This window comes from Bradyrhizobium sp. UFLA05-125, from assembly GCF_059803515.1.
The window spans coordinates 61,106-80,444 of record NZ_JBANBJ010000024.1 but is presented as its reverse complement, the minus strand read 5'-3'; the positions used below and the strand labels follow the sequence as shown (position 1 = coordinate 80,444).

Here is a 19,339-nt window from a genome sequence, read left to right as displayed (position 1 = left end):
GCCTTAATTCCCGCCCAGTTTCGGGGCATCGAGTCGTCGAGAGCGGGGCGCGGAGAGACGTTTGTCTAAAGCCATCACCATCGTCGTCCTGACTTGCTTCCTGGTTCTCGGCGCCGCTGCCGTCGCCATTTTCGGCCGTGACAGCGTGCCTGCCGCGGGTGGCGACATGGTCTCGCAGGTCGCCCCCACGCCGGTCGCCGCCAACCGCACCAGCAAGGCCGATCGGCTGAACGTTCCGACACTCGCTCTGGCCTCCGCCGCCGTCGAGCCGGTCGACAGGCCTCTTGTCACCGAGGCGCTGCGCCAGGCCTTTGCTGCCGCCACGCCATCCGATTTCCCTCCGGCGCCGAAGGCGAGTGCGTCCGAGGCACCGGCCGCAGCGATCGACGCCCCTGCCAAGCCGAAGGTGGTCGCCAAGCCGCAGCCGCAGAAATCCTATTCGCTGCTTTCCGACGTGCAGATCGCGGGCATCAAGGACCGGCTGAAGCTGTCGTCGTCGCAGGAATATTACTGGCCCTCCGTCGAGACCGCGCTGCGCAACGTCGCGCGCAAGATCCAGGCGAACAAGCTTTCAAATCCGCAGGTGCAAGGCGTGCCCATCGATCCGAACTGCGATGAGGTCCAGCAGTTGAAGTCGGCCGCGATGCCGCTGCTATTCCAGTTGCGCGATGACCAGAAAGAGGAAGTGCGCAAGCTCGCCCGCATCATCGGGCTCGAGAAGGTCGCCGAGCAGATCTAATGCGTAGCTCGTAAGTTCCGCGCTTGGCGGCGGAACCGTAGCGTTTTTCCCGAACGCCGCTTCGTTCCCGGAACATCAAATTGCGCGATGCGTTGCTCGCTCGAAAGAGGGAGTGGACCGATGCGCGCTTTGACAGCCTATTTCGCCGGTGGAGGAACCATCGTCGCGGCCATCGCCGTCGGTCTTGGCGGCGGCATCGTCGCCGGCAACATCATGAACCCGATCGCGCCCAAGCACGACTCCGACACGGCCAAGCTGGAGCGTCATGAAGGGGCGATGGCAACGACCAATGCGCCGTCCGAGCGCGTGCAATACCTCACGGGATCGCAGGTCTTCGGCGCCGTGGTCGCGTCCTCCGTTCAGGCCGAGGCGCCGACCGCCACGGCCAATGCCGAGCCGTCCGCGCCGCCGTCGACACAACCTGCTGCAAGCCATGAATCCCGGCCGGGGAACACACAAGCTACGCCTGCAAACCCTGCGGAGCAGCAAGCCTCGACCGAGCAGCCTGTCTCGCCGGACAATGCCTATGCGAAAGCAAAGGACGCCGACGTGAAGCGCGCGGCATCGGAGCGGCATCGCGCCGAGCGACGGCAGCGCTGGGCCGAGCGCCGCCGCTACGAAGGGCGGGATATGCGCGATCGGACTGACTGGGACGACGTCGCACGCAGCGTTCGCGAAGATGCCGATGTCCAACAATTCGACTCAGGGCCGCGCCGTGGCTATCTGCAGAATCGCGGCTTCCCGCAGATCAGGCCGTTCGGCGGTGACGATGACGATTAGCGCATACGACCTGCGAACGAGCCGCCCGCTCGGCTCATCTCCCTGGGCTGGCCGGCAGCGCGACATTCAACGGCGATAATGCTCTCCCCGCGGATCGCGCGGGGAGAGCCGAGACGCCCTACCTTCCGTTCCCGCGGCAACCGCCATTCGGGCCGATGTGATAACCGCGCGGGCAGGCGTGGGCGGCGGGGTTGGCATAGTTCCTCAGGCAGCCCCCATACGGGCCGCGATGCCAGCCCGCGCCGCAGCCGCCGGCCACCGCGACGATGTCGCTCGTCGTGGGCGCACCGACCGGGGCAAGAGGAACGGCCTGGGCGGAGCCGGTGATCGCGGCGAGCGCGAACGCGGCCGCCAAGGTGTGTCGCAACATGTGCTGTCCTCCGTGCGGCGGCTCAATGCGTGGCGGCAAAGGCGATGCCGGCGCGCACTTCGGCGATCGCCTGGTCGATCAGGCCGAGCGCCTTCTCGCGATGGCCGCCTTTGTTCGGTTCGGCCTTGGCGAGTTCGACGCGGGCCTGTTGCAGGATCGTGACGCTCTCGTCCATGTGCGGCTGGGCGCCGATTGCGTAGCCGATGCCGAGGCTTGCGGCGATCGCCGCGCCGAGCGCGAGGCTGCGGGGTAGAGAAGTTCGCATGTCGTTGTCTCCTCCAGCGGGCGTCAGGCTGCGGCCACCCGGATGCCGGGAGGCGCCGGGCCCGGCGCATCCGAGGCCTGAATAAGGTCCTTGCCAGCAAGCCGTCTTGGACTGTCCGGCGTCGAACGATTTCGGGTTTGGACTGATCGGCGCTGTTCAAATCACGTCGTCGTGCTGATAGCCTCACGGGGCGCATTCACCGGCCGTTCAGTCCGCGTCCAGCAGGTTCGCGCCCTTTAGTTCGCTCCGTTTCTTGCCAGCCAGTCTTCACAAGTCTCTCTTCAAAAATCCTTTCCCCAAAAACCTTCCCCGATGCCCGTCGTCCGGAAAGCGTTGTCGACCGATATGCTGCCGCAGGGCCTGTCCGAGCGGCAGCGCTTCATCCGCTTTGCTGAGTTGTTCGAGCATTTTTCCAATACCGGTGAGCTCGACCCGGCATCCGACGTGCCGTTTCGCGCCGCCATGAACTCGATCCACATCGGCACCACGATGCTCGGTCGCTGCGACGGCAGCTTCGTCACCGTGCGGCGCGAGAAGCGGCAGGTGATCGAGACTGGGGACGACCGCTTCTGCCTCGTACGCAATACCGGTGACCCCGCCTCCTCTGTGCGTCACCGTGGCCGCGAGATCACCCTGCGGCCGGGATCGATGGTGCTGCTCAAGCTGGACGAGCCGTTCTTCGCCGCCGACGGCACGAACCACAAGCGTTTCATCAACGTGCATCTGCCGGTCGCGACGCTGCGCACGATGGTCGCTGACGTCGATGAATTGGTCGGGCAGGAGCTCGCGCCGGGCGGGGCGCTGTCGCTCGCGATGGACTACAGCGACCTCCTCCTGCGCCATCCCGCCGCCGTCGACGAGGCCGGCATGGCGATTGCGGGGCATCTGCTGGATCTCGCGGCGCTCGGATTGGGCGCACGCACCGACATCGCGTCCGCCGCCAGGCGGCGGGGCCTGCGCGCCGTGCGGCTCCAGGCCGCGCTGGCGGTCCTGAAAACGCGTTTCCACGAACCGGATTTTTCCGCGCAGAAGCTCGCCGCAGCCGCGGGCCTTTCCGAGCGCTATGTCAACGAGCTGCTCTTTGAGGCCGGCGCCAGCTTCACCGCGCGCCTGAACGAGCTGCGGCTGCGCAAGGCCGCCGATCTCCTTGCCCGTAGCGAGGGGCGCATCAGCGACGTTGCGTTCGCTTGCGGCTTCAACGATCTCTCCTACTTCAACCGCTCCTTCCGGCGGCGCTTCGGCCTGACGCCGACGGCGGCGAGGGGGAGGTGAGTGTTCGCTCTGGTAAGGTGGGTTAGCTGCCACCCTACGATGCGTCCCCCCGCGGTGGCGGATAGCGCCTTGCGAGCATAGACAGCGACAGATGCCGCTCCTCTTCCGGCAGCTCGAGATAGGCGAGCACCTGCGCCCGCTTCCAGCCATCGACGCCGAAATCCATCGCCATCCATTTCTGCGGCTCGGGCCCTTCGAGCCCGCGCACCCAGACGAAATAGCGGGGGATGTCGCCGGGCTCTGCTTCGGTCGCGCGTCGTCTGGCCATCACACTGCTCGCTGCGAGGAGACCCACGGGAGGAGAATATAGGCGGACTAGATGATTGCTAGGGAGTCGCTTCGCTACGAGAAGAGCGGCGAGCCGGTCCGTCTTCGCCAAGAGGCTTCGCCGGACACGCTTCGAACTTTCGGCCTCGCATGGCTGCGCCACACGAAGCCCGAAAGGGCGAAGCGTGGTGCCCCTGGCCGGAATCGAACCAGCACTCCTTGCGGAACTCGATTTTGAGTCGAGCGCGTCTACCAGTTCCGCCACAGGGGCCCTCGGTCGGCCCGTGGCTGGGCGTCGCGAAGCCGGCGGACTATAGCCATGGAAAGGGCGGGGTCAACCCGCGCCAAAGTGATCCCGCGCGTTCTCGACAGGGGCTTCGACGGAGGCTAGAGGCTAGGCCGATCCTACACGCTCAGAGGCTGCCGTGACGTCGAAAAGTGCTGCAATACCAGCGTTCAGCCCGGCTGCCGCCAGTCCCGCGCTGACGGCTTCGGCGGCCGTCACCCTGATTGCGGCGGCGACGATCGCGGGTGCCTGGTTCTTCCAGCTGGTGCTTGAGATCCTGCCGTGTCCGCTGTGCCTCGAGCAGCGCTACGCCTATTACCTGGCGATCCCGCTCGCCGCGCTGACGGCGCTTGCCGCGAAAGCCGGCGCGCCGCGACCGCTGCTGCTTGCCGGACTCGCTGTGCTCGCGCTGGCGACGCTGGCCAATGCCGGCCTCGGCACCTATCACGCCGGTGTCGAGTGGGGTTTTTGGAAGGGGCCGACCGATTGCTCCGGCCCTGTTGTTAATCTCGGTAGCGCCAAGGATCTGTTGTCGCGGCTCGATACGGTGAAGGTGGTCCGCTGCGACGAGGTGCAGTGGCGCTTCCTCGGCCTCTCGCTTGCTGGCTACAATGTGCTGATCTCGCTCGCGATGGCGGCGATCGCTGCCTGGGGATTTGTCAAAACCGCAAGAAGCTAGCCCCACATGGAGCTGCGCCTTCGCGCAGCGTCTCGAACCATGAAGGCCCCGTTGCCGCATCCGGGCCTGCATCCTTCGAGACGCGCGCCACGGGCGCGCTCCTCAGGATGAGGATTGACACCTAATCATCCACGTCATCCTGCGTGCGTCCGAACAGGTGCACGATGCCGGGCGTTGCGATGGTCACGAACACGAAACGCGACAGATGATGTGCGCCGACGAAGATCGGGTCGATGTGTAGCGTCAGCGCCAGGGCAAGCATCGCGTCCATCGCGCCCGGCGCGAATGCGACGATGATGTCGGAAAATTTCACATGGGTCGTCAGCACGACGATCGCGACGAAGATGCCGGAAATCGCAATCGCGATCGCGAACGAGCCGAGCGCCGCGTTGATGTGGCCGGCGAGGGTCTTGACCTTCATCCGCGCAAAACGGCTGCCGATCAGCGCGCCGATACCGACCAGCGCCACGCCGCGCACCCAGTTCGGCAGGCCGCCTTCGACCCATCCCGCTCCGTGCAGCACGCTGGAGGCGATCATCGCACCGAACATCCAGCTCGCGGGGAATTTGGCGAGCCGCAGCAGGAGCGATAGCGCGAGCGAGGCGACGACGAGGATCAGGAGCTCGAACGGCGAGGCGATCGCGGTCGTCAACGACGGTGCCGCCGAGGGCGCGACGCCTCCGATCGCCAGCACCATCGGCAGCGCCGCAGTGAGGATGATCACGCGCATGGTCTGCACCACCGCGATCCCCGGCAGGTCGGCGCCGCGTTCGACCGCCAGGATCGTGATCTGCGACAGCGCACCTGGGCTTCCGGCGAGAAAAGCCGAGGTACGGTCCCAGCCATGGATGCGTTGCAGGTAATAGCTCGAGCCGAAGGTCGAGCAGAACGTCGCGAGCGCCAGCAGTCCGATCGTCAACGGGTAGGCGCTGACCTGCTGGATCAGGTGACGCGAAACGACGGACCCGAGGGAGATGCCGAGCAGCACCAGCACGGTCTGCGTCAGGATCGGCGGTACCGCGAGCGGGCGGCCGGCGATCGCGGCGATTCCGACCGCGATCATGGCGCCGGAGATCAGTCCGCCCGGCAGATTGGCGAACAGGAAAACCAGTCCGCCGACTGCGCCGATGACGAGCGTCTCGACGGCGCTCAAGATCTTGGCGCGGGACGGCAGCTCAAAGGGCGGGGAGGCGGTGATCTGCTTCACACCGCCTTATGGCAAATCGGAAAGGCGCGCACAATTGCGGTCATGTCATGCCGCATTGCGCGCGCCTCTAGGGGCGAATGTGACGGAATTACTTCGCGGCGGGGGCGGCGGTGCCGGCCTTTGCTTCCTTCATGCACTCGGAGCGGAATTTCTTGCGCTCCTTGCCGTGCAGACCCTTGGCATCCGCCTGCTTGGAGCATTCGAGCGATTCGGCCGAGTGCTGCTTCGGCGCCTTCTTGTCGGTTGTGGTGGCTGCAGTATCGCTCTTGGCGGCCGGCGCCGCGGTCTGCGCGAAGGCAGTGCCGGTGGCGAACAGGGAGGCGAGGGCGACGACGGCGATGCGCGAGGCGAGGGTCATGTGTTGCACTCTTGTGTTTGCGAAATTGAACAAGGGCGGAGAACGTCGGCCCGCATTGCTGAACGCCACATGAATGGACGGCGCATCGCGATCACTAAATTTTGGCTGCGAAAGTCATCACTTCCTTGTCGGCCGCTCCCGACACGCTAGGATAGTGATCCCAATTTGCTTCCCCCGGGGCAGATCTAAGGAGGAGACGAAGGATGACCATTCAGGCAAAATTGTTCTGCGCAATTGCGGCTTCCAGCGTCGCAGCGTTGCTCGCGACCGCGCCGGCGAAGGCGCTGACCACACAGGAATGCAGCGCCAAGTACCAGGCGGCCAAAAAGGACGGCACGCTGGGCGGCATGAAATGGAATGATTTCCGGAAGGCGCAGTGCGGCGCCGACGCAGCCGCAGCTCCCGCTGCTGCCGCGCCGGCGGCCCCGGCAGCTCCGGCCGAGCCCAAGCAGGCGAAGAAAGAAGCCGCTCCGCCCGCGACTCCCGCCCTAGCGCCTGCTGCTACCGGCCCCGCGACCTTCCCGAACGCGGTCGATCCGAAATACAGCAAGGAGACCGCCGGCAAGGCACGCATGCATACGTGCGTCGACCAGTACAACGCCAACAAGGCGACCAACGCCAATGGCGGACTGAAGTGGATCCAGAAGGGCGGCGGCTATTACAGCGAATGCACCAAGCGCCTGAAGGGTGCAGCCTAAGCTTTGAAGTAATCTGAGCGGCCGGGGCGACACTCCGGCCGCTCAGTCGGTCGCGAGCAGCTTCTCGGCCGACTTTGCAATCATCTGCGCCCGCTTGCGCGGGCCACGCTCGACGAAGAGCAGGCTTTGGCCGAACACGAAGCAGTAGAACAGGAAAGCCTGCGCATCGGCCTCATCGGCGCCGAGGCCCGTTGCGCGATAGAGCTCCGCGACATGTTTGAGGCGCGCCGCGTCGACGCTTGCCACCGCTGACGCCGCGGTCTCGTCGGATCTCGCCCATTGCCGGATCGCAAGCTCGATCGCCATGGCGGCCGGGTTCACGCGTTCGGAATAAAGCTGGATCACCGCCTTCAGCCGCTCGCGCGCGCTTTGTCCCTCGAGACTCGTCTGCTGCGCGATCGCTTCCGTACGCCCCTCGCGCCAGCGTTCCAGCATCGCGCCAAGCAGTGCGGCGCGGTCGGCGAAGCGGCGGTAAAAGCCGCCCTTGGTGACGCCCAGATTTTTCGCGATTACCTCGACCCGCACGCCTTCGATCCCAGTGCGGGCAAGCTCCGCGAAGGCGGCCTCGACCCAGACATCGCCTTTGGCATCACTCATGAATTCGTCTCTCATCGAGGTTTGATACGGTACCGTATTGCTAACCCGTCACGGGCCTGATACGCTACCGTATCAAAAATCAAAGGCGAGAAACGGCGATGCAGGAGGCGACTTATCGCGGTACGGTCTATCCGTGGCAATGCGACCATGTCGGCCACATGAACATCATGTGGTATGTCGGCAAGTTCGACGAGCCCAACTGGAATCTGTTCGCGCGCCTCGGGCTGACGCCGAGCTATCTGCGCACCTCCGGCCGCGGCATGGCTGCGGTGCAGCAGAACATCACCTACAAACGCGAGTTGCTCGCCGGCGACATCGTCGAGATCCGCAGCATCCTCCTCGAGGTCCGCGAGAAATCGATCCGCTTCCGGCACGAGATGAGCAACGTCGAGACGGGCGAGATATCAGCAACTTGCGAGATCACCGCCGTGCACATGAACCGGGAGGCGCGCAAGTCGACGCCGTTCGAAATTGCGATCCGCGAGACCGCGATGCGACATCTCTCCGAGCCGGTCATGGCGTGACGAGATGGCCAGCTTCGAGCCTAAGAATCCTGATTTTCGCGCGGCCGCAGCCCGTCTGTTCGACGGCCAGCCGGCGATGCGCACGCTCGGCATCTCGCTCGTGCGCCTTGCGCCGGGCGAGGCGGAGCTGGCGATGGGTTATGCGGCCGGCTTCACCCAGCAGAACGGCTTCGTGCATGCCGGCATCGTCACCGCTGGCCTTGACAATGCCTGCGGCGTTGCCGCCTTCACCCTGATGCCGCGCGAGGCCGACATCCTCACCGTCGAGTTCAAGACGAACCTGGTCGCGCCGGCGCGCGGCGAGGGCTTCGTCTTCAGGGCCGAGGTGGTCAAGCCGGGCCGCACGCTCACTTTCTGCGAGGCCAAGGCCTTCGCGCGGCAGGACGGTGCGACGACGCTGGTTGCGACCATGACCGCCACGCTGATGGCGCTGGTCCGCCGCGGCGCGGCGCCCGTACAGGTGCAGGCCGGCCCTGCCGCCTGAGCCGAGCGGGCGGGATGGCCCGCATACGGATTTTTCGGCTGTTAATACCGGCGGGGCACTCTATATGCTGGGTAGCGTAACGCTTCTGCGCCTCAGGCCGTAGAAGCGCCAAACGGTCGAATTGGAACGGGTTTATGATCGGGCTTGAAGACAAACGGACGCGTCGCGAGGCGCTTGCGCTGATTGGAGCCGCTGCGGTACTCGCAGGCGGCCTCCGCCCCGGCCGCGCTGCGACGGGCGATGACGATACGATCCTGACTGAAGCGGCCGTGCTGCGCGATCCCGACGTGCCCGTGATCGGCAACCGCGACGGCGACATCACCATCGTCGAATGGTCCGACTATCAATGTCCCTATTGCCGCCGCGTCGAGCCGGAGCTGCGCCAGATCGTCCAGGACGACGGCAAGGTCCGGCTGGTGCTGAAGGACTGGCCGATCCTTGGACCGGTTTCGGTGACCGCGGCTCGGACGGCGCTCGCGGCCAAATTCCAGGACAAGTACGACCAGGCGCACGACGCGATGATGGGCGTGAATTCGCGCCTGACCGAGCCGCGCATCAACGAACTGCTGGCGGGCGCCGGCGTCGACATGGATCGCCTGAAGCGCGATCTGGCCGGCCGCGCCAAGGACATCGACGCGATCCTGAAACGCAACAACGATCAGGCCGAGGCTTTCGGCTTCCGCGGCACGCCGTCCTTCATCGTCGGCAAATTCCGCGTGCCCGGCGTGCTCACCACGGCCGAGTTCGAGCAGGTGATCGCGGACGCACGCAAGGCGAAGGCAGGGAAGAGCAACTGAGTTACCGCGCAGCAAGACAAAGGCGCCGTCGCGAATCGCGACGGCGCCTTGTCGATGGCTTGCTGAGCGCAAGCCGTTACTTCGACGAAATTCTGACCCAGTCCTTGTGCGCGCGGTCCACCAGCGCGTCCCAATCGGCCTTCGCGACGTCCCAGTTGACGATGGTGCGACTGGTTGCAGCGACCTCGCTGTTGGCAGACGTCTGCATCGAGTCGTGAATGTAGACGCCGATGCCAAGCAGCAGCGCGCCCAGGATCATTCCGAACAAAACTCTCATAGTGAACCTCCGGTGACCGGCAATAACGTTCAGTGCAGGACAAGAGTTCCCGGTCAGTGCGGCGAGGATAAGGACGACCTGTTCACCCGTCATTCAGCCACTGCAACAGCTCCGCATTGATCTCGCGCGGATAGCAATGGCTGAGATCGTCGATCTCGCGATAAGTGACGTCTGCGCCAGCGGCAAACAGGGCTGACTGCGTTTGCCGCGCGACCTGCACGGGAAACATCCAGTCGAGCCGGCCGTGGGTGATGAAGACCGGCAAGCCTTGCAGGCGAGCGCCGTCTGCCATCTCCGCCATCAGCGGATGGAATGTTGCCGACACCGGCGCAAGATGCGTAAACGGTGATGCCTGATCGAGCCCGCTGACATAGCAGAACGTGCCGCCATCACTCATGCCGGTCAGCAGCATTCGCGACGGGTCGAGATTCCAGAGGCCGCGGACCGTTTCGAGGATGCGCGCAAGATTCGGCGTGTCGGTGTCCTCGCCCATGAGCGCCCAGGTCGGCCCCGTCGCGGTCGGCGCCACCAGAATCGCGCCTGCGCTGCGCGCGTCGCGCAGCCAGCTCCACAGGAAGCCGCGGCCATTGCCGCTACCGCCATGCAGCGCCATCACCAGCGGCCATGACCGCTCGGGCGTGTAATATTCCGGCACGTAGAGCGAGTAGCCGCCGCGGCTGCCGGGCTCGTTGTTACGATGGAAGATGCCCGTCTGCCCGGTGGCGGGCGCGGCCAGCCGGCCCAAGAGACTTTCGTCCGCGCGCATCTCGGCGTTGAGAAAGAAGCTGCTCACCGGCGGAAACTTTCGGGCGAGCGGATAGAGCGCTTCCAGCGCGCGCGGCGCGTGTCGCAGCGCGCGGAAGACGGCGACGATATCGCCATTGCCGGCTTGAACCGTCCGCAAGCCGGCAAACGCCGCGAGTGCTTCGTCGCAGGCTCGATCCAGCAGCTCCCGCATGTCGGCAAAGGCCTGTGGCCATTCGCCAAGCGCAGAGCGCGCGGCCTGCAAGGTCTCATCCGGCGTTCCGATCGCGGTCATGACGGAGTCGAAGTTCGGCGGGTGCAGGTGCCGCGCGACGAAGCCGAGCGCGTCCAGCGCATCGAGCAATGGCGGTAGCACGGCCACGATGTCGTCTACCACGGCCTCGCTCATCGGCTCGCGTTCCTGTCCTGCCTTGGCGCAGCCTCGATCAGTGCAGCCTCGGTGCCTTCAACAGCTTCATGCGGTCGGTCGAGGTCACCGTCACGTCGAAGGTGACGCCTTCGTGGTGTACCGTCAGGGGCACGTCGACGCCCGCCGTGCCGAGCGACCACAGCTTGCGATAGAAGCCCGTCTGGCTCGTCACCTTCTCGCCATCGACGGCCAGGATGACGTCGCCGGTCTTGAGCTCGGCCCGTGCCGCAGGTCCGTTCGAGGAGATGCCGATGATCACCACGCGGCGATCGATCTCGGTCGAAAACAGCCCGAGCCAGGGCCGCGCCGGCTTGTTGACACGGCCGAATTTACGCAGATCGTCCAGGATCGGCGTGAGCAGGTCGATCGGCACGACCATGTTGACGTGCTCGGCCTTGCCATCGCGCTCGCGCTCGAGCTGCAGCGAGCCGATCCCAATCAGCTCGCCGCGATCGTTGAACAGCCCCGTGCCGCCCCAGTTCGGATGGGCGGGATAGGTGAAGATCGCTTCGTCCAGAAGATATTCCCAGTAGCCGGCGAATTCCTGCTTGGCCACGATCTGGCTCGCGACCGACCGCGTGCGCCCGCCGGCGCCGCCGACCACGACGCGGTCGCCGATCCTGGTCTTGGCCGATGAGCCGAGCGGAACAGGTGCGAGGTCGACCTTGCCGAGCGCCTGCACCAGGCCGAAGCCGGTGACCTGGTCGAAACCCAGCACATGGCCTTGCATCACGCGCCCGTCGCCAAGATGCAGCCACACCGCTTCCGCCTCGGTAATGAGGTAGCCGATGGTCAGCACCAAGCCGTCATCGATCACGATACCATTGCCAGCGCGCTCCGTGCCGAGCGTCTCGGCGCTGAATGCGTCCGCCGGAATGATGGAATGCAGGCCGACGACGGAGGAGAGCGCGCGGTCGAGATCGAACCCGTAGTCGCCAGCATGCGGTTGATGTGCCGGCGGCACCCTCCATTCGGTCAAAGCGGGCATGGAGTTCTCTCCTTGAGAGTCTCTTGGCCTGGCGTTCCAGCATTTGCGGCAACGAGCAAGGCGTGAAGCACCGTTAATGTATGCCTCGTAGGGCGGTCTTGAAAGACCGTTGGAACAGACGGCCAACGCGAATTGATGAAATTGGTGTCACAACTCACGAGCCGCTTCGGTCGCATGGCAGGTGTCCCGGCTGGTGCTAGGCGCGCTGAAGCGAAGCTGCTAACCATTGCCGCTTCTCGTTTTGACCAAGGGATTACGGACCGAAGCATGGACAACCGCAGCGATATCTGGCGTGGCATTGACACGATCAAGGCGCGTTTCATCGACTTGAGCGACAGGGTCTGGGGAACGCCGGAGGTGTGCTACACCGAGGCGCGCTCCGCCGCCGAGCACTTGGCCGAGCTGCATCATCAGGGTTTCCGCATCACCGAGAATGTCGCAGGCATTCCGACCGCGCTGATGGGCGAGTGGGGCGAGGGCGGCCCGGTCATCGCCTTCCTCGGTGAATATGACGCGCTTCCGGGCCTCAGCCAGGAGGCGGGTGTTGCCGAGCATCGTCCGGTCGAGACCGGCGGTCATGGCCATGGCTGTGGTCACAATCTGCTCGGCTCTGCCGCGCTGCTCGCGGCGACCGCGGTGAAGGACTGGCTCGCCGAGCACAAGGTGCCTGGCCGCGTGCGCTATTATGGCTGTCCGGCCGAAGAAGGCGGCGCGGCCAAGGCCTTCATGGTGCGCTCCGGTGCCTTCGAGGACGCCGATATCGCCATCACCTGGCATCCCCACAGCTTCTGGGAAGTGGCGGTGACGCCGTCGCTCGCCAACACGCGCGCCGACTTCATCTTCACCGGCCGCACCTCGCATGCGTCGGCTTCGCCCCATCTCGGTCGCTCCGCACTCGACGCGGTCGAATTGATGAATGTCGGCGTCAACTACATGCGCGAGCACATGCCGAGCGACGCGCGCGTGCACTACGCGCTGCTCGATACCGGCGGTATCGCGCCGAACGTGGTGCAGGCCCATGCCCGCGTGCGCTACTCCATTCGTGCTCGGGATCTGCCCGGCATGAACGAGCTGGTCGAGCGCGTGAGCAAGATCGCGCAGGGCGCGGCCCTGATGACCGAGACCAAGGTAGAGATGAAGATCATTTCCGCAGTCTCCAACATCCTGCCCAATGCGCCGCTGGAGCAGGCGCTGCACCGGGTCATGGAAGAGCTCGGGCCGCCGCATTTCGACGATGCCGACAAGAATTTCGCCGGCCAGATTCGCGCCACGCTGAGCGACAAGGACATCTCCTCGGTCTATTACGCGATCGGCATGGAGCAGACGGAGCGGCCGCTCGCCGACTTCCTCGTGCCGCTCGATGCCAAGCGTAATCCGCTGGTCGGCTCGACCGACGTCGGTGACGTGAGCTGGGTTGTGCCGACGGTGCAGGTCCACGCACCGACGGTTGCAATCGGCACGCCGTTCCACACCTGGCAGGTGGTGGCGCAGGGCAAGAGCCCGCACGCCCACAAAGCGATGGTTCAGGCCGCCAAGGCGATGGCCGGTCTCGGCATCAAGGCGCTCACGGAGCCGGAGCTGATCAAGGCTGCGAAAGCAGACCTGAAGAAGCGCACGGCCAAGACACCTTATGTCTGTCCGCTGCCGGACCATGTTGCGCCACCGCTGGATATGTCCGTGGTGTAGAATTCTGTCTCGTTACTTCGTCTGATCTGCCGAACATATTTTTCGCAGTGCAGCGTTGATTAGCGGGCGTTTTGCCGCCGAATTGCCGAACGGTTGAGCGGCGGAACAGAGTTTTGCCCAAGCGACAGCCAGAAGACCGTTTGCATACACACGGTCGCAGTTGACGCGCGCCCCATTCGGTGTGCCATCTACCGCCAGCTAACCGGGCGGCCGCCCTTGCGGCCGCCTGCATCCATACCGGAACCAGACGGGGGACAACCATGCTGGACAAGAAACTGCGTGCAATGATCGACAAGGTGGCGGACGGCCGGATGGATCGCCGCGCCTTCATCAAGCGCATGGCCGCTGTCGGCCTGACCGCGCCTTTGGCCAACCAGATTCTCGCGCTCGGCGGCGTCGCTATGGCCGAGGGACCCTCAACCTACAAGCCCACCAAGCGTGGCGGCGGCGGCGCGCTGAAGCTGCTGTGGTGGCAGGGCCCGACCCTGCTCAATCCGCATTTCGCCACCGGCACCAAGGATCAGGATGGCTCGCGCCTTTTTTATGAGCCGCTGGGCTGCTGGGATCCCGACGGCAATATGAAGCTCGTTCTTGCCGCCGAGATCCCATCGATCCAGAACGGCGGCCTCGCCGCCGACGGCAAGTCGGTGACCTGGAAGCTCAAGCCCGGCGTCAAATGGCACGACGGCAAGTCGTTCACCGCCGACGACGTCGTGTTCAACTGGGAATACGCCAGCGATCCTGCCACGGCAGCAACGAGCATCGCAGTCTATCGCGACATCAAGGTCGAGAAGGTCGACGATCTCACGGTCCGTATTCTGTTTCCCAAGCCGACCCCGTTCTGGGCCGACGCCTTCGTCGGCGCTGCGGTCGGACCGATCATCCCCAAGCATTTGTTTGAAGCCTACAAGGGCGCCAAATCCCGTGAAGCGCCGAACAACCTCTCGCCCGTCGGTACCGGCCCGTACAAATTCATCGAGTTCAAGCCGGGCGATCTCGTTCGCGGTGAGCTCAATCCCGACTATCACATGCCGAACCGTCCCTATTTCGACACGCTCGAGATGAAGGGCGGCGGCGATGCCGTCTCGGCGGCGCGCGCGGTGATCCAGACCGGCGAATATGATTTTGGCTACAACATTCAGGTCGAAGACGACGTGCTGCTGCGGCTCGAGAAGGGCGGCAAGGGCAAGGCGGTCTACGCTGTCGGTGGCGACACCGAGTTCATCGTGCTGAACTCGACCGATCCCAACACCGAGGTGGACGGCGAGCGCTCCTCGATGAAGACCAAGCATCCGCTGTTCTCCGATCCCGCGGTGCGCAAGGCGCTATCGCTGCTGGTCGATCGCGAAGCGGTCAAGAAGGCAATCTACGGCCGCGCCGGCCGCACCACGGCCAACTTCCTCAACGGTCCAGAAAAGTTCGTCTCCAAGAACAACACCTGGGAGTTCAGCATCGAGAAGGCGTCGAAGATGCTGGATGACGCCGGCTGGAAACCCGGCGCGGACGGCATCCGCGAGAAGGACGGCAAGAAGCTGAAGCTCCTCTACCAGACCTCGATCAACGGCCCGCGCCAGAAAACCCAGGCCATCGTCAAGCAAGCCTGCCAGAAGGCCGGCATCGACGTCGAGCTGAAATCGGTCGTCGCCTCCGTGTTCTTCTCCTCCGACGTCGGCAATCCCGACACCTATCCGAAGTTCTATGCCGACATGGAGATGTTTCAGATCCCCATGAGCCAGCCGGATCCGGCGCAGCACATGCGCCGCTATACGTCGGACAACGTTGCGACCAAGGAGAACAAGTGGCAGGGCCCGAATTTCTCGCGCTGGGCCAACAAGGACTACGACGCGATCATCGCGGCCGCGGAAGCCGAGATGGATCCGCTCAAGCGCGCGGAGCTCTACATCAAGGCCAATGATCTCCTGATCAAGGAGGTCGTCTTCATCCCCGTGCAGCATCGCCTCAAGGTGGAAGCCGCCGCCAACAATTTGGCGTGCATCATCAGCGGCTGGGCCAACGAGACCGACAACCTGTTCGACTGGTACCGGGAGGTATGATCGCGAGGGCATAGACGGGATCTTTTCCTATGAGTCAGTATGTCCTGCGTCGCTTGCTGATCGCCATTCCGAGCCTGCTCGGCATCTCGCTGGTGCTGTTCGTGGTTCTGGCGCTTGCCCCGGGGGATCCGTTCTCGGAGCTGGCGACCAATCCGAACGTGCCGCCCGAAGTCGCTGCCGCACTTCGGGCGAAGTTCGGCCTCGATGATCCGATCTATCTTCGCTACCTGCACTGGCTCTCCGCCATGGCGCATGGCGACTGGGGCTTCTCCTTCGTCAGCCGAATGAACGTCGACCAGCTCATCCTCCAGCGCCTGCCGGCCACGCTCTATGTGATCGGCTCGGCGCAGATCCTCGCGTTGCTGGTTGCGATCCCCGTCGGCGTCTACGCGGCGACGAAGCCCTACTCGCTGTTCGACCAGATCGCCAACACGCTCGCTTTCGTCGGCTTCTCGCTGCCGACCTTCTTCACCGGCATTCTGTTCATCCTGATCTTCTCGGTCACGTTGGACTGGCTGCCGCTGGTCTATTCCACCGACATTAACGCGACCGGCATCCGCTGGGTGCTGGAGATGATCCGGCAGGCGATCATGCCGGTAGCCGTGCTTGGCCTGTTCCAGGCGGCGTCCATGACTCGTTTCGTGCGCTCGGCCATGCTCGACGTGATCCGGCTTGACTATGTCACGACCGCGCGCGCCAAGGGACTTGGCCAGGCGAAGGTGATCGTCAAGCACGTGATGCGCAATGCGATGATCCCGGTCGTGACGCTCATCGCGTTGCAGATGCCGGCCGTGTTCGGCGGCGCCATCGTCACCGAGCAGATTTTCCGTATCCCCGGCATAGGCTCGCTGCTGATCTCCTCCATTCTCGCCAACGACACGCCCGTGGTGATGGCCGTCACCTTCGTCTTCGCGTGTCTCGTTGTGCTCTTCAATCTCATCGCGGACGTCCTGTATGGCTGGCTTGACCCTCGCATCTCCCTCCGCTGAGAAGGCTCCCGAGCGGGCCGTCTATTCGCCCTGGCGCGAGACGTGGCGGCGTTTTCGCCGCCACCGGATGGCCGTGATCAGCACGTTCCTGCTGCTGGTGCTGATCCTCGCCGTGCTGATCGGTCCGTTCCTCTGGCACGTCAAGATCAACGACATCGACATCGTGGCGGGCATGCAGGGGCCGTCGCTCGCCCATCCCTTCGGCACCGATGATCTCGGCCAGGATCTCCTGGCGCGCATGATCTATGGCGGCCGTATCTCGCTTGCGGTGGGCCTTGCCGCGATGCTGGTCTCGGTGTTCGTCGGCACGCTGATCGGCGCGCTCGCGGGCATGTCGCGCGGCGCGCTCGGCCATGGCTTGATGTGGCTCACCGACCTCTTCCTGTCGCTGCCGCAATTGCCGCTCTTGCTGCTGCTCATCTATCTCTTCCGCGATGGGCTGAAGGCGATGTTCGGTCCCGAAGGCGGCATCTTCATTCTGATCGTGCTTGTCATCGGCGGCCTGCGCTGGATGCCTGTCGCGCGTCTGGTGCGCGCGCAGTTCCTGTCGATCCGCGAGAAGGAGTTCGTCGAAGCGGCGCGCGCGCTCGGGGCAAGCCCGGTGCGGCAGGTGGTGCGGCACATCCTGCCCAATGCCGTGGGTCCCGTGATCATCGCCGGCACCATCGATGTTGCGGCCGCGATCATCGCGGAATCGACGCTGTCCTTCCTCGGCCTCGGCTTTCCGCCGGATACCCCGACCTGGGGACGGCTGCTCTATGATGCCAAGGATTTTCTCGACATCGGCCCGCACTGGGCGCTGTTTCCGGGCGGCGCGATCTTCATCGCCGTGGTGGCCATCAACTTCATTGGCGACGGCCTGCGCGACGCGCTCGATGCGCGACGGGTGATCTGATGGCGCCGCTGCTCGAAATCAAAGGTCTCAAGACCCACTTTTCGACAGACGACGGCATTTTGCAGGCCGTCGACGGCGTCGACATCTCGATCAACAAGGGCGAGACGCTCTGCGTCGTCGGCGAATCCGGCTGCGGCAAGACCGTGACCGCGATGTCGATCCTGAAGCTGATCGCGATGCCGCCCGGCCGCATCGCGGCCGGCGAGATCATCTTTGAGGGCCGCGATCTCGTGCCGCTGACGAGCCAGCAGCTCGATGATATCAGAGCCAAGGAGATTGGCTTCATCTTCCAGGAGCCGATGACCTCGCTCAATCCGGTTCTGACCGTCGGCGAGCAGATCGCCGAGAGCCTGCGCCGCCATGAGGCGGTGACCAGGAAGCAGGCGCTCGAGCGCACCATCGAGATGCTCAAGCTGGTGCAGATCCCGAATGCCGAAGGCCGCGTGCATCACTATCCGCATCAGTTCTCCGGCGGCATGCGCCAGCGCGTGATGATCGCGATGGCGCTCGCCTGCAAGCCCAAGCTCGTCATCGCGGATGAGCCCACCACAGCGCTCGACGTCACCATCCAGGCGCAGATCCTCGACCTGCTCCAGGACATGAAGGAGCGCTTCGGCATGGCGGTGATGTTGATCACCCATGCCATGGGCGTCGTCGCCGAGACTGCGCAGCGCGTCGTCGTGATGTATGCCGGAAAGGTGGTCGAGGAGGCGCTCGTCGACGACCTGTTCGGCGATCCCCGTCATCCCTATACGCAAGGCCTGATCCGCTCGATCCCGCGCATCGATCTCGCCAGCGAGCACAAGACGCGCCTCGAGGCGATTGGCGGCTCGGTGCCGATCCTGATCAACCCACCGGTCGGCTGCCGCTTTGCGCCGCGCTGCCGCCACGCCATGAGCATCTGCACCGAGAAGGAGCCGCGCTTGCGCGAAATCGCGCCCGGCCACCGCATGGCCTGTCATCTGGGAGACGCGTCATGAGCGAACCCTTGCTGCGCGTCTCCGGGCTCAAGAAGCATTTTCCCGTGCTCGGCGGCCTGTTGTCGCGTCAGGTCGCCAGCGTCTATGCGGTCGACGGCGTGTCGTTCTCGCTCAATCGCGGCGAGACACTCGGTCTCGTCGGTGAATCCGGCTGCGGCAAGTCCACGACGGGCCGCTGCGTGCTGCGCCTGATCGAGCCGACCGAAGGCGAGGTCACCTTCGACGGCCAGGACGTGCGCAAGCTCAGTGGCAATGATCTGCGCGCGATGCGGCGGAACATGCAGCTCGTGTTCCAGGATCCGTTCGCCTCGCTCAATCCGCGCATGACGGTCGGCGCGATCCTCGGCGAGGCCTTCACCATCCATAACCTTGCCTCATCGGCCAAGGAACGCGAGGAGCGCGTCGCGGGCCTCCTGGTGAAGGTCGGGCTGAAGGCTGAGCACATGCGCCGCTACCCGCATGAATTCTCCGGCGGCCAGCGCCAGCGCATCGTCATCGCGCGCGCGCTCGCGGTCGAGCCGAAGCTAATCGTCTGCGACGAGCCGGTCTCCGCGCTTGACGTCTCGATCCAGGCGCAGGTGATCAATCTCTTGGAGGACCTCCAGGCCGAGCTGAACCTCACCTATCTCTTCGTCGCGCACGACCTCTCGGTGGTCGAGCACATCTCCGACCGCGTCGCCGTGATGTATCTCGGCCGCATCGTCGAGCTGGCGAAAGCGAGCGATCTCTACCGCCATCCGCAGCATCCCTATACGCAGGCGCTGCTCTCCGCGGTGCCGGTGCCCGACCCCAAGCTCAAGCGCAACCGCATCCGCCTGAAGGGCGACGTGCCGAGCCCGATGAATCCGCCAAAGGGATGCCACTTCCACACCCGCTGCCCGATTGCCCAGCCGCGCTGCTCGGAGAGCGCGCCGGAGCTGAAGGAGGGGGCGAGCGGTCACGCCGTGGCGTGTCATCTGGTCTGAGGTGTAGG

At 64.8% G+C, this 19,339-nt stretch carries 23 protein-coding genes and 1 tRNA gene; 14 read left to right on the top strand and 10 right to left on the bottom strand.

Features of this window, described 5'->3' with window-relative positions; genetic code table 11:
• Nucleotides 1–61 precede the first annotated feature (61 nt).
• A complete protein-coding gene (locus SO156_RS21805) occupies nt 62–739 on the top strand; it encodes a hypothetical protein (RefSeq protein ID WP_498536198.1) in 678 nt (225 codons plus the stop codon).
• 120 nt (nt 740–859) lie between these two features.
• Nucleotides 860–1,519, top strand: a complete 660-nt coding sequence (locus SO156_RS21800; protein ID WP_498536197.1) for a hypothetical protein — start codon at nt 860–862, stop codon at nt 1,517–1,519.
• A 118-nt stretch (nt 1,520–1,637) separates the two neighbouring features.
• On the opposite strand, the gene SO156_RS21795 is transcribed toward SO156_RS21800, so the two are convergent.
• Together SO156_RS21795 and SO156_RS21790 are read right to left on the bottom strand one after the other, a co-directional pair.
• The gene (locus SO156_RS21795; RefSeq protein ID WP_498536196.1) at nt 1,638–1,889 is read right to left on the bottom strand and encodes a GCG_CRPN prefix-to-repeats domain-containing protein; all 252 of its coding nucleotides are present in this window, start codon (nt 1,887–1,889) and stop codon (nt 1,638–1,640) included.
• A 22-nt stretch (nt 1,890–1,911) separates the two neighbouring features.
• A complete protein-coding gene (locus SO156_RS21790; protein WP_458144016.1) occupies nt 1,912–2,154 on the bottom strand; it encodes a hypothetical protein in 243 nt (80 codons plus the stop codon).
• Between the two features lie 312 nt (nt 2,155–2,466).
• Between SO156_RS21790 and SO156_RS21785 the strand changes: the two genes are divergently transcribed.
• Nucleotides 2,467–3,426, top strand: a complete 960-nt coding sequence (locus SO156_RS21785) for an AraC family transcriptional regulator (RefSeq protein ID WP_498536195.1) — start codon at nt 2,467–2,469, stop codon at nt 3,424–3,426.
• A 34-nt stretch (nt 3,427–3,460) separates the two neighbouring features.
• Here SO156_RS21785 and SO156_RS21780 read toward each other — a convergent pair whose 3' ends face one another.
• Entirely contained in the window at nt 3,461–3,694 is a 234-nt protein-coding gene (locus tag SO156_RS21780) for a hypothetical protein (RefSeq protein ID WP_458144013.1), read from the bottom strand.
• 185 nt (nt 3,695–3,879) lie between these two features.
• Nucleotides 3,880–3,964, bottom strand: a tRNA-Leu gene (locus SO156_RS21775).
• Nucleotides 3,965–4,118: 154 nt separating this feature from the next.
• On the opposite strand from SO156_RS21775, the gene SO156_RS21770 reads away from it, so the two are divergent.
• On the top strand, nt 4,119–4,658 hold the full coding sequence (locus tag SO156_RS21770) for a disulfide bond formation protein B (protein ID WP_458144011.1): 540 nt from the start codon (nt 4,119–4,121) through the stop codon (nt 4,656–4,658).
• A gap of 121 nt (nt 4,659–4,779) precedes the next feature.
• Here SO156_RS21770 and SO156_RS21765 read toward each other — a convergent pair whose 3' ends face one another.
• Nucleotides 4,780–5,865 (bottom strand): AbrB family transcriptional regulator, encoded by a 1,086-nt coding sequence (locus SO156_RS21765; RefSeq protein WP_458144009.1) that lies wholly within the window; start codon nt 5,863–5,865, stop codon nt 4,780–4,782.
• 88 nt (nt 5,866–5,953) lie between these two features.
• Nucleotides 5,954–6,223 (bottom strand): PsiF family protein, encoded by a 270-nt coding sequence (locus tag SO156_RS21760; protein WP_449379342.1) that lies wholly within the window; start codon nt 6,221–6,223, stop codon nt 5,954–5,956.
• 203 nt (nt 6,224–6,426) lie between these two features.
• Here SO156_RS21760 and SO156_RS21755 point away from each other — a divergent pair, with 203 nt between their 5' ends.
• Complete coding sequence (locus SO156_RS21755) at nt 6,427–6,921, top strand: hypothetical protein (protein ID WP_458144008.1); 495 nt, start codon at nt 6,427–6,429, stop codon at nt 6,919–6,921.
• 42 nt (nt 6,922–6,963) lie between these two features.
• Here the strand turns inward: SO156_RS21755 and SO156_RS21750 are convergent, their stop codons facing one another.
• Nucleotides 6,964–7,518, bottom strand: coding sequence for a TetR/AcrR family transcriptional regulator (locus SO156_RS21750; protein WP_498536194.1), 555 nt, complete (start codon nt 7,516–7,518; stop codon nt 6,964–6,966).
• Between the two features lie 98 nt (nt 7,519–7,616).
• Between SO156_RS21750 and SO156_RS21745 the strand changes: the two genes are divergently transcribed.
• From SO156_RS21745 to SO156_RS21735, 3 genes are all read left to right on the top strand, one after another.
• Nucleotides 7,617–8,042 (top strand): acyl-CoA thioesterase, encoded by a 426-nt coding sequence (locus SO156_RS21745; RefSeq protein ID WP_498536193.1) that lies wholly within the window; start codon nt 7,617–7,619, stop codon nt 8,040–8,042.
• A gap of 4 nt (nt 8,043–8,046) precedes the next feature.
• Nucleotides 8,047–8,526 carry a PaaI family thioesterase gene (locus SO156_RS21740; protein WP_458144003.1) on the top strand — a complete coding sequence of 160 codons (480 nt, stop codon included), beginning with the start codon at nt 8,047–8,049 and terminating at the stop codon, nt 8,524–8,526.
• Nucleotides 8,527–8,660: 134 nt separating this feature from the next.
• A complete protein-coding gene (locus SO156_RS21735) occupies nt 8,661–9,323 on the top strand; it encodes a DsbA family protein (protein ID WP_498536192.1) in 663 nt (220 codons plus the stop codon).
• A 76-nt stretch (nt 9,324–9,399) separates the two neighbouring features.
• On the opposite strand, the gene SO156_RS21730 is transcribed toward SO156_RS21735, so the two are convergent.
• From SO156_RS21730 to SO156_RS21720, 3 genes are all read right to left on the bottom strand, one after another.
• Nucleotides 9,400–9,600 (bottom strand): hypothetical protein, encoded by a 201-nt coding sequence (locus SO156_RS21730; RefSeq protein WP_027522122.1) that lies wholly within the window; start codon nt 9,598–9,600, stop codon nt 9,400–9,402.
• An 82-nt stretch (nt 9,601–9,682) separates the two neighbouring features.
• The gene (locus tag SO156_RS21725) at nt 9,683–10,753 is read right to left on the bottom strand and encodes a phospholipase (RefSeq protein WP_458143999.1); all 1,071 of its coding nucleotides are present in this window, start codon (nt 10,751–10,753) and stop codon (nt 9,683–9,685) included.
• Between the two features lie 37 nt (nt 10,754–10,790).
• A complete protein-coding gene (locus SO156_RS21720; protein ID WP_458143997.1) occupies nt 10,791–11,762 on the bottom strand; it encodes a S1C family serine protease in 972 nt (323 codons plus the stop codon).
• 267 nt (nt 11,763–12,029) lie between these two features.
• Here SO156_RS21720 and SO156_RS21715 point away from each other — a divergent pair, with 267 nt between their 5' ends.
• The 6 genes from SO156_RS21715 to SO156_RS21690 all read left to right on the top strand — a co-directional run bounded on the left by SO156_RS21715 (nt 12,030) and on the right by SO156_RS21690 (nt 19,331).
• Nucleotides 12,030–13,448: a M20 family metallopeptidase gene (locus SO156_RS21715; protein WP_498536191.1), complete on the top strand. Its 1,419-nt coding sequence runs from the start codon at nt 12,030–12,032 to the stop codon at nt 13,446–13,448.
• 260 nt (nt 13,449–13,708) lie between these two features.
• Nucleotides 13,709–15,502, top strand: coding sequence for a peptide ABC transporter substrate-binding protein (locus SO156_RS21710; RefSeq protein ID WP_498536190.1), 1,794 nt, complete (start codon nt 13,709–13,711; stop codon nt 15,500–15,502).
• A 29-nt stretch (nt 15,503–15,531) separates the two neighbouring features.
• Nucleotides 15,532–16,491 carry an ABC transporter permease gene (locus tag SO156_RS21705; RefSeq protein WP_458143991.1) on the top strand — a complete coding sequence of 320 codons (960 nt, stop codon included), beginning with the start codon at nt 15,532–15,534 and terminating at the stop codon, nt 16,489–16,491.
• Nucleotides 16,457–17,386: an ABC transporter permease gene (locus tag SO156_RS21700; protein WP_458143989.1), complete on the top strand. Its 930-nt coding sequence runs from the start codon at nt 16,457–16,459 to the stop codon at nt 17,384–17,386. Before SO156_RS21705 ends, SO156_RS21700 begins: the two co-directional genes overlap by 35 nt.
• Nucleotides 17,386–18,366, top strand: a complete 981-nt coding sequence (locus SO156_RS21695; protein WP_498536189.1) for an ABC transporter ATP-binding protein — start codon at nt 17,386–17,388, stop codon at nt 18,364–18,366. Before SO156_RS21700 ends, SO156_RS21695 begins: the two co-directional genes overlap by 1 nt.
• Nucleotides 18,363–19,331 carry an ABC transporter ATP-binding protein gene (locus SO156_RS21690; RefSeq protein WP_458143985.1) on the top strand — a complete coding sequence of 323 codons (969 nt, stop codon included), beginning with the start codon at nt 18,363–18,365 and terminating at the stop codon, nt 19,329–19,331. The genes SO156_RS21695 and SO156_RS21690 overlap by 4 nt, the downstream gene beginning before the upstream one ends.
• The last annotated feature ends 8 nt before the right edge of the window (nt 19,332–19,339 follow it).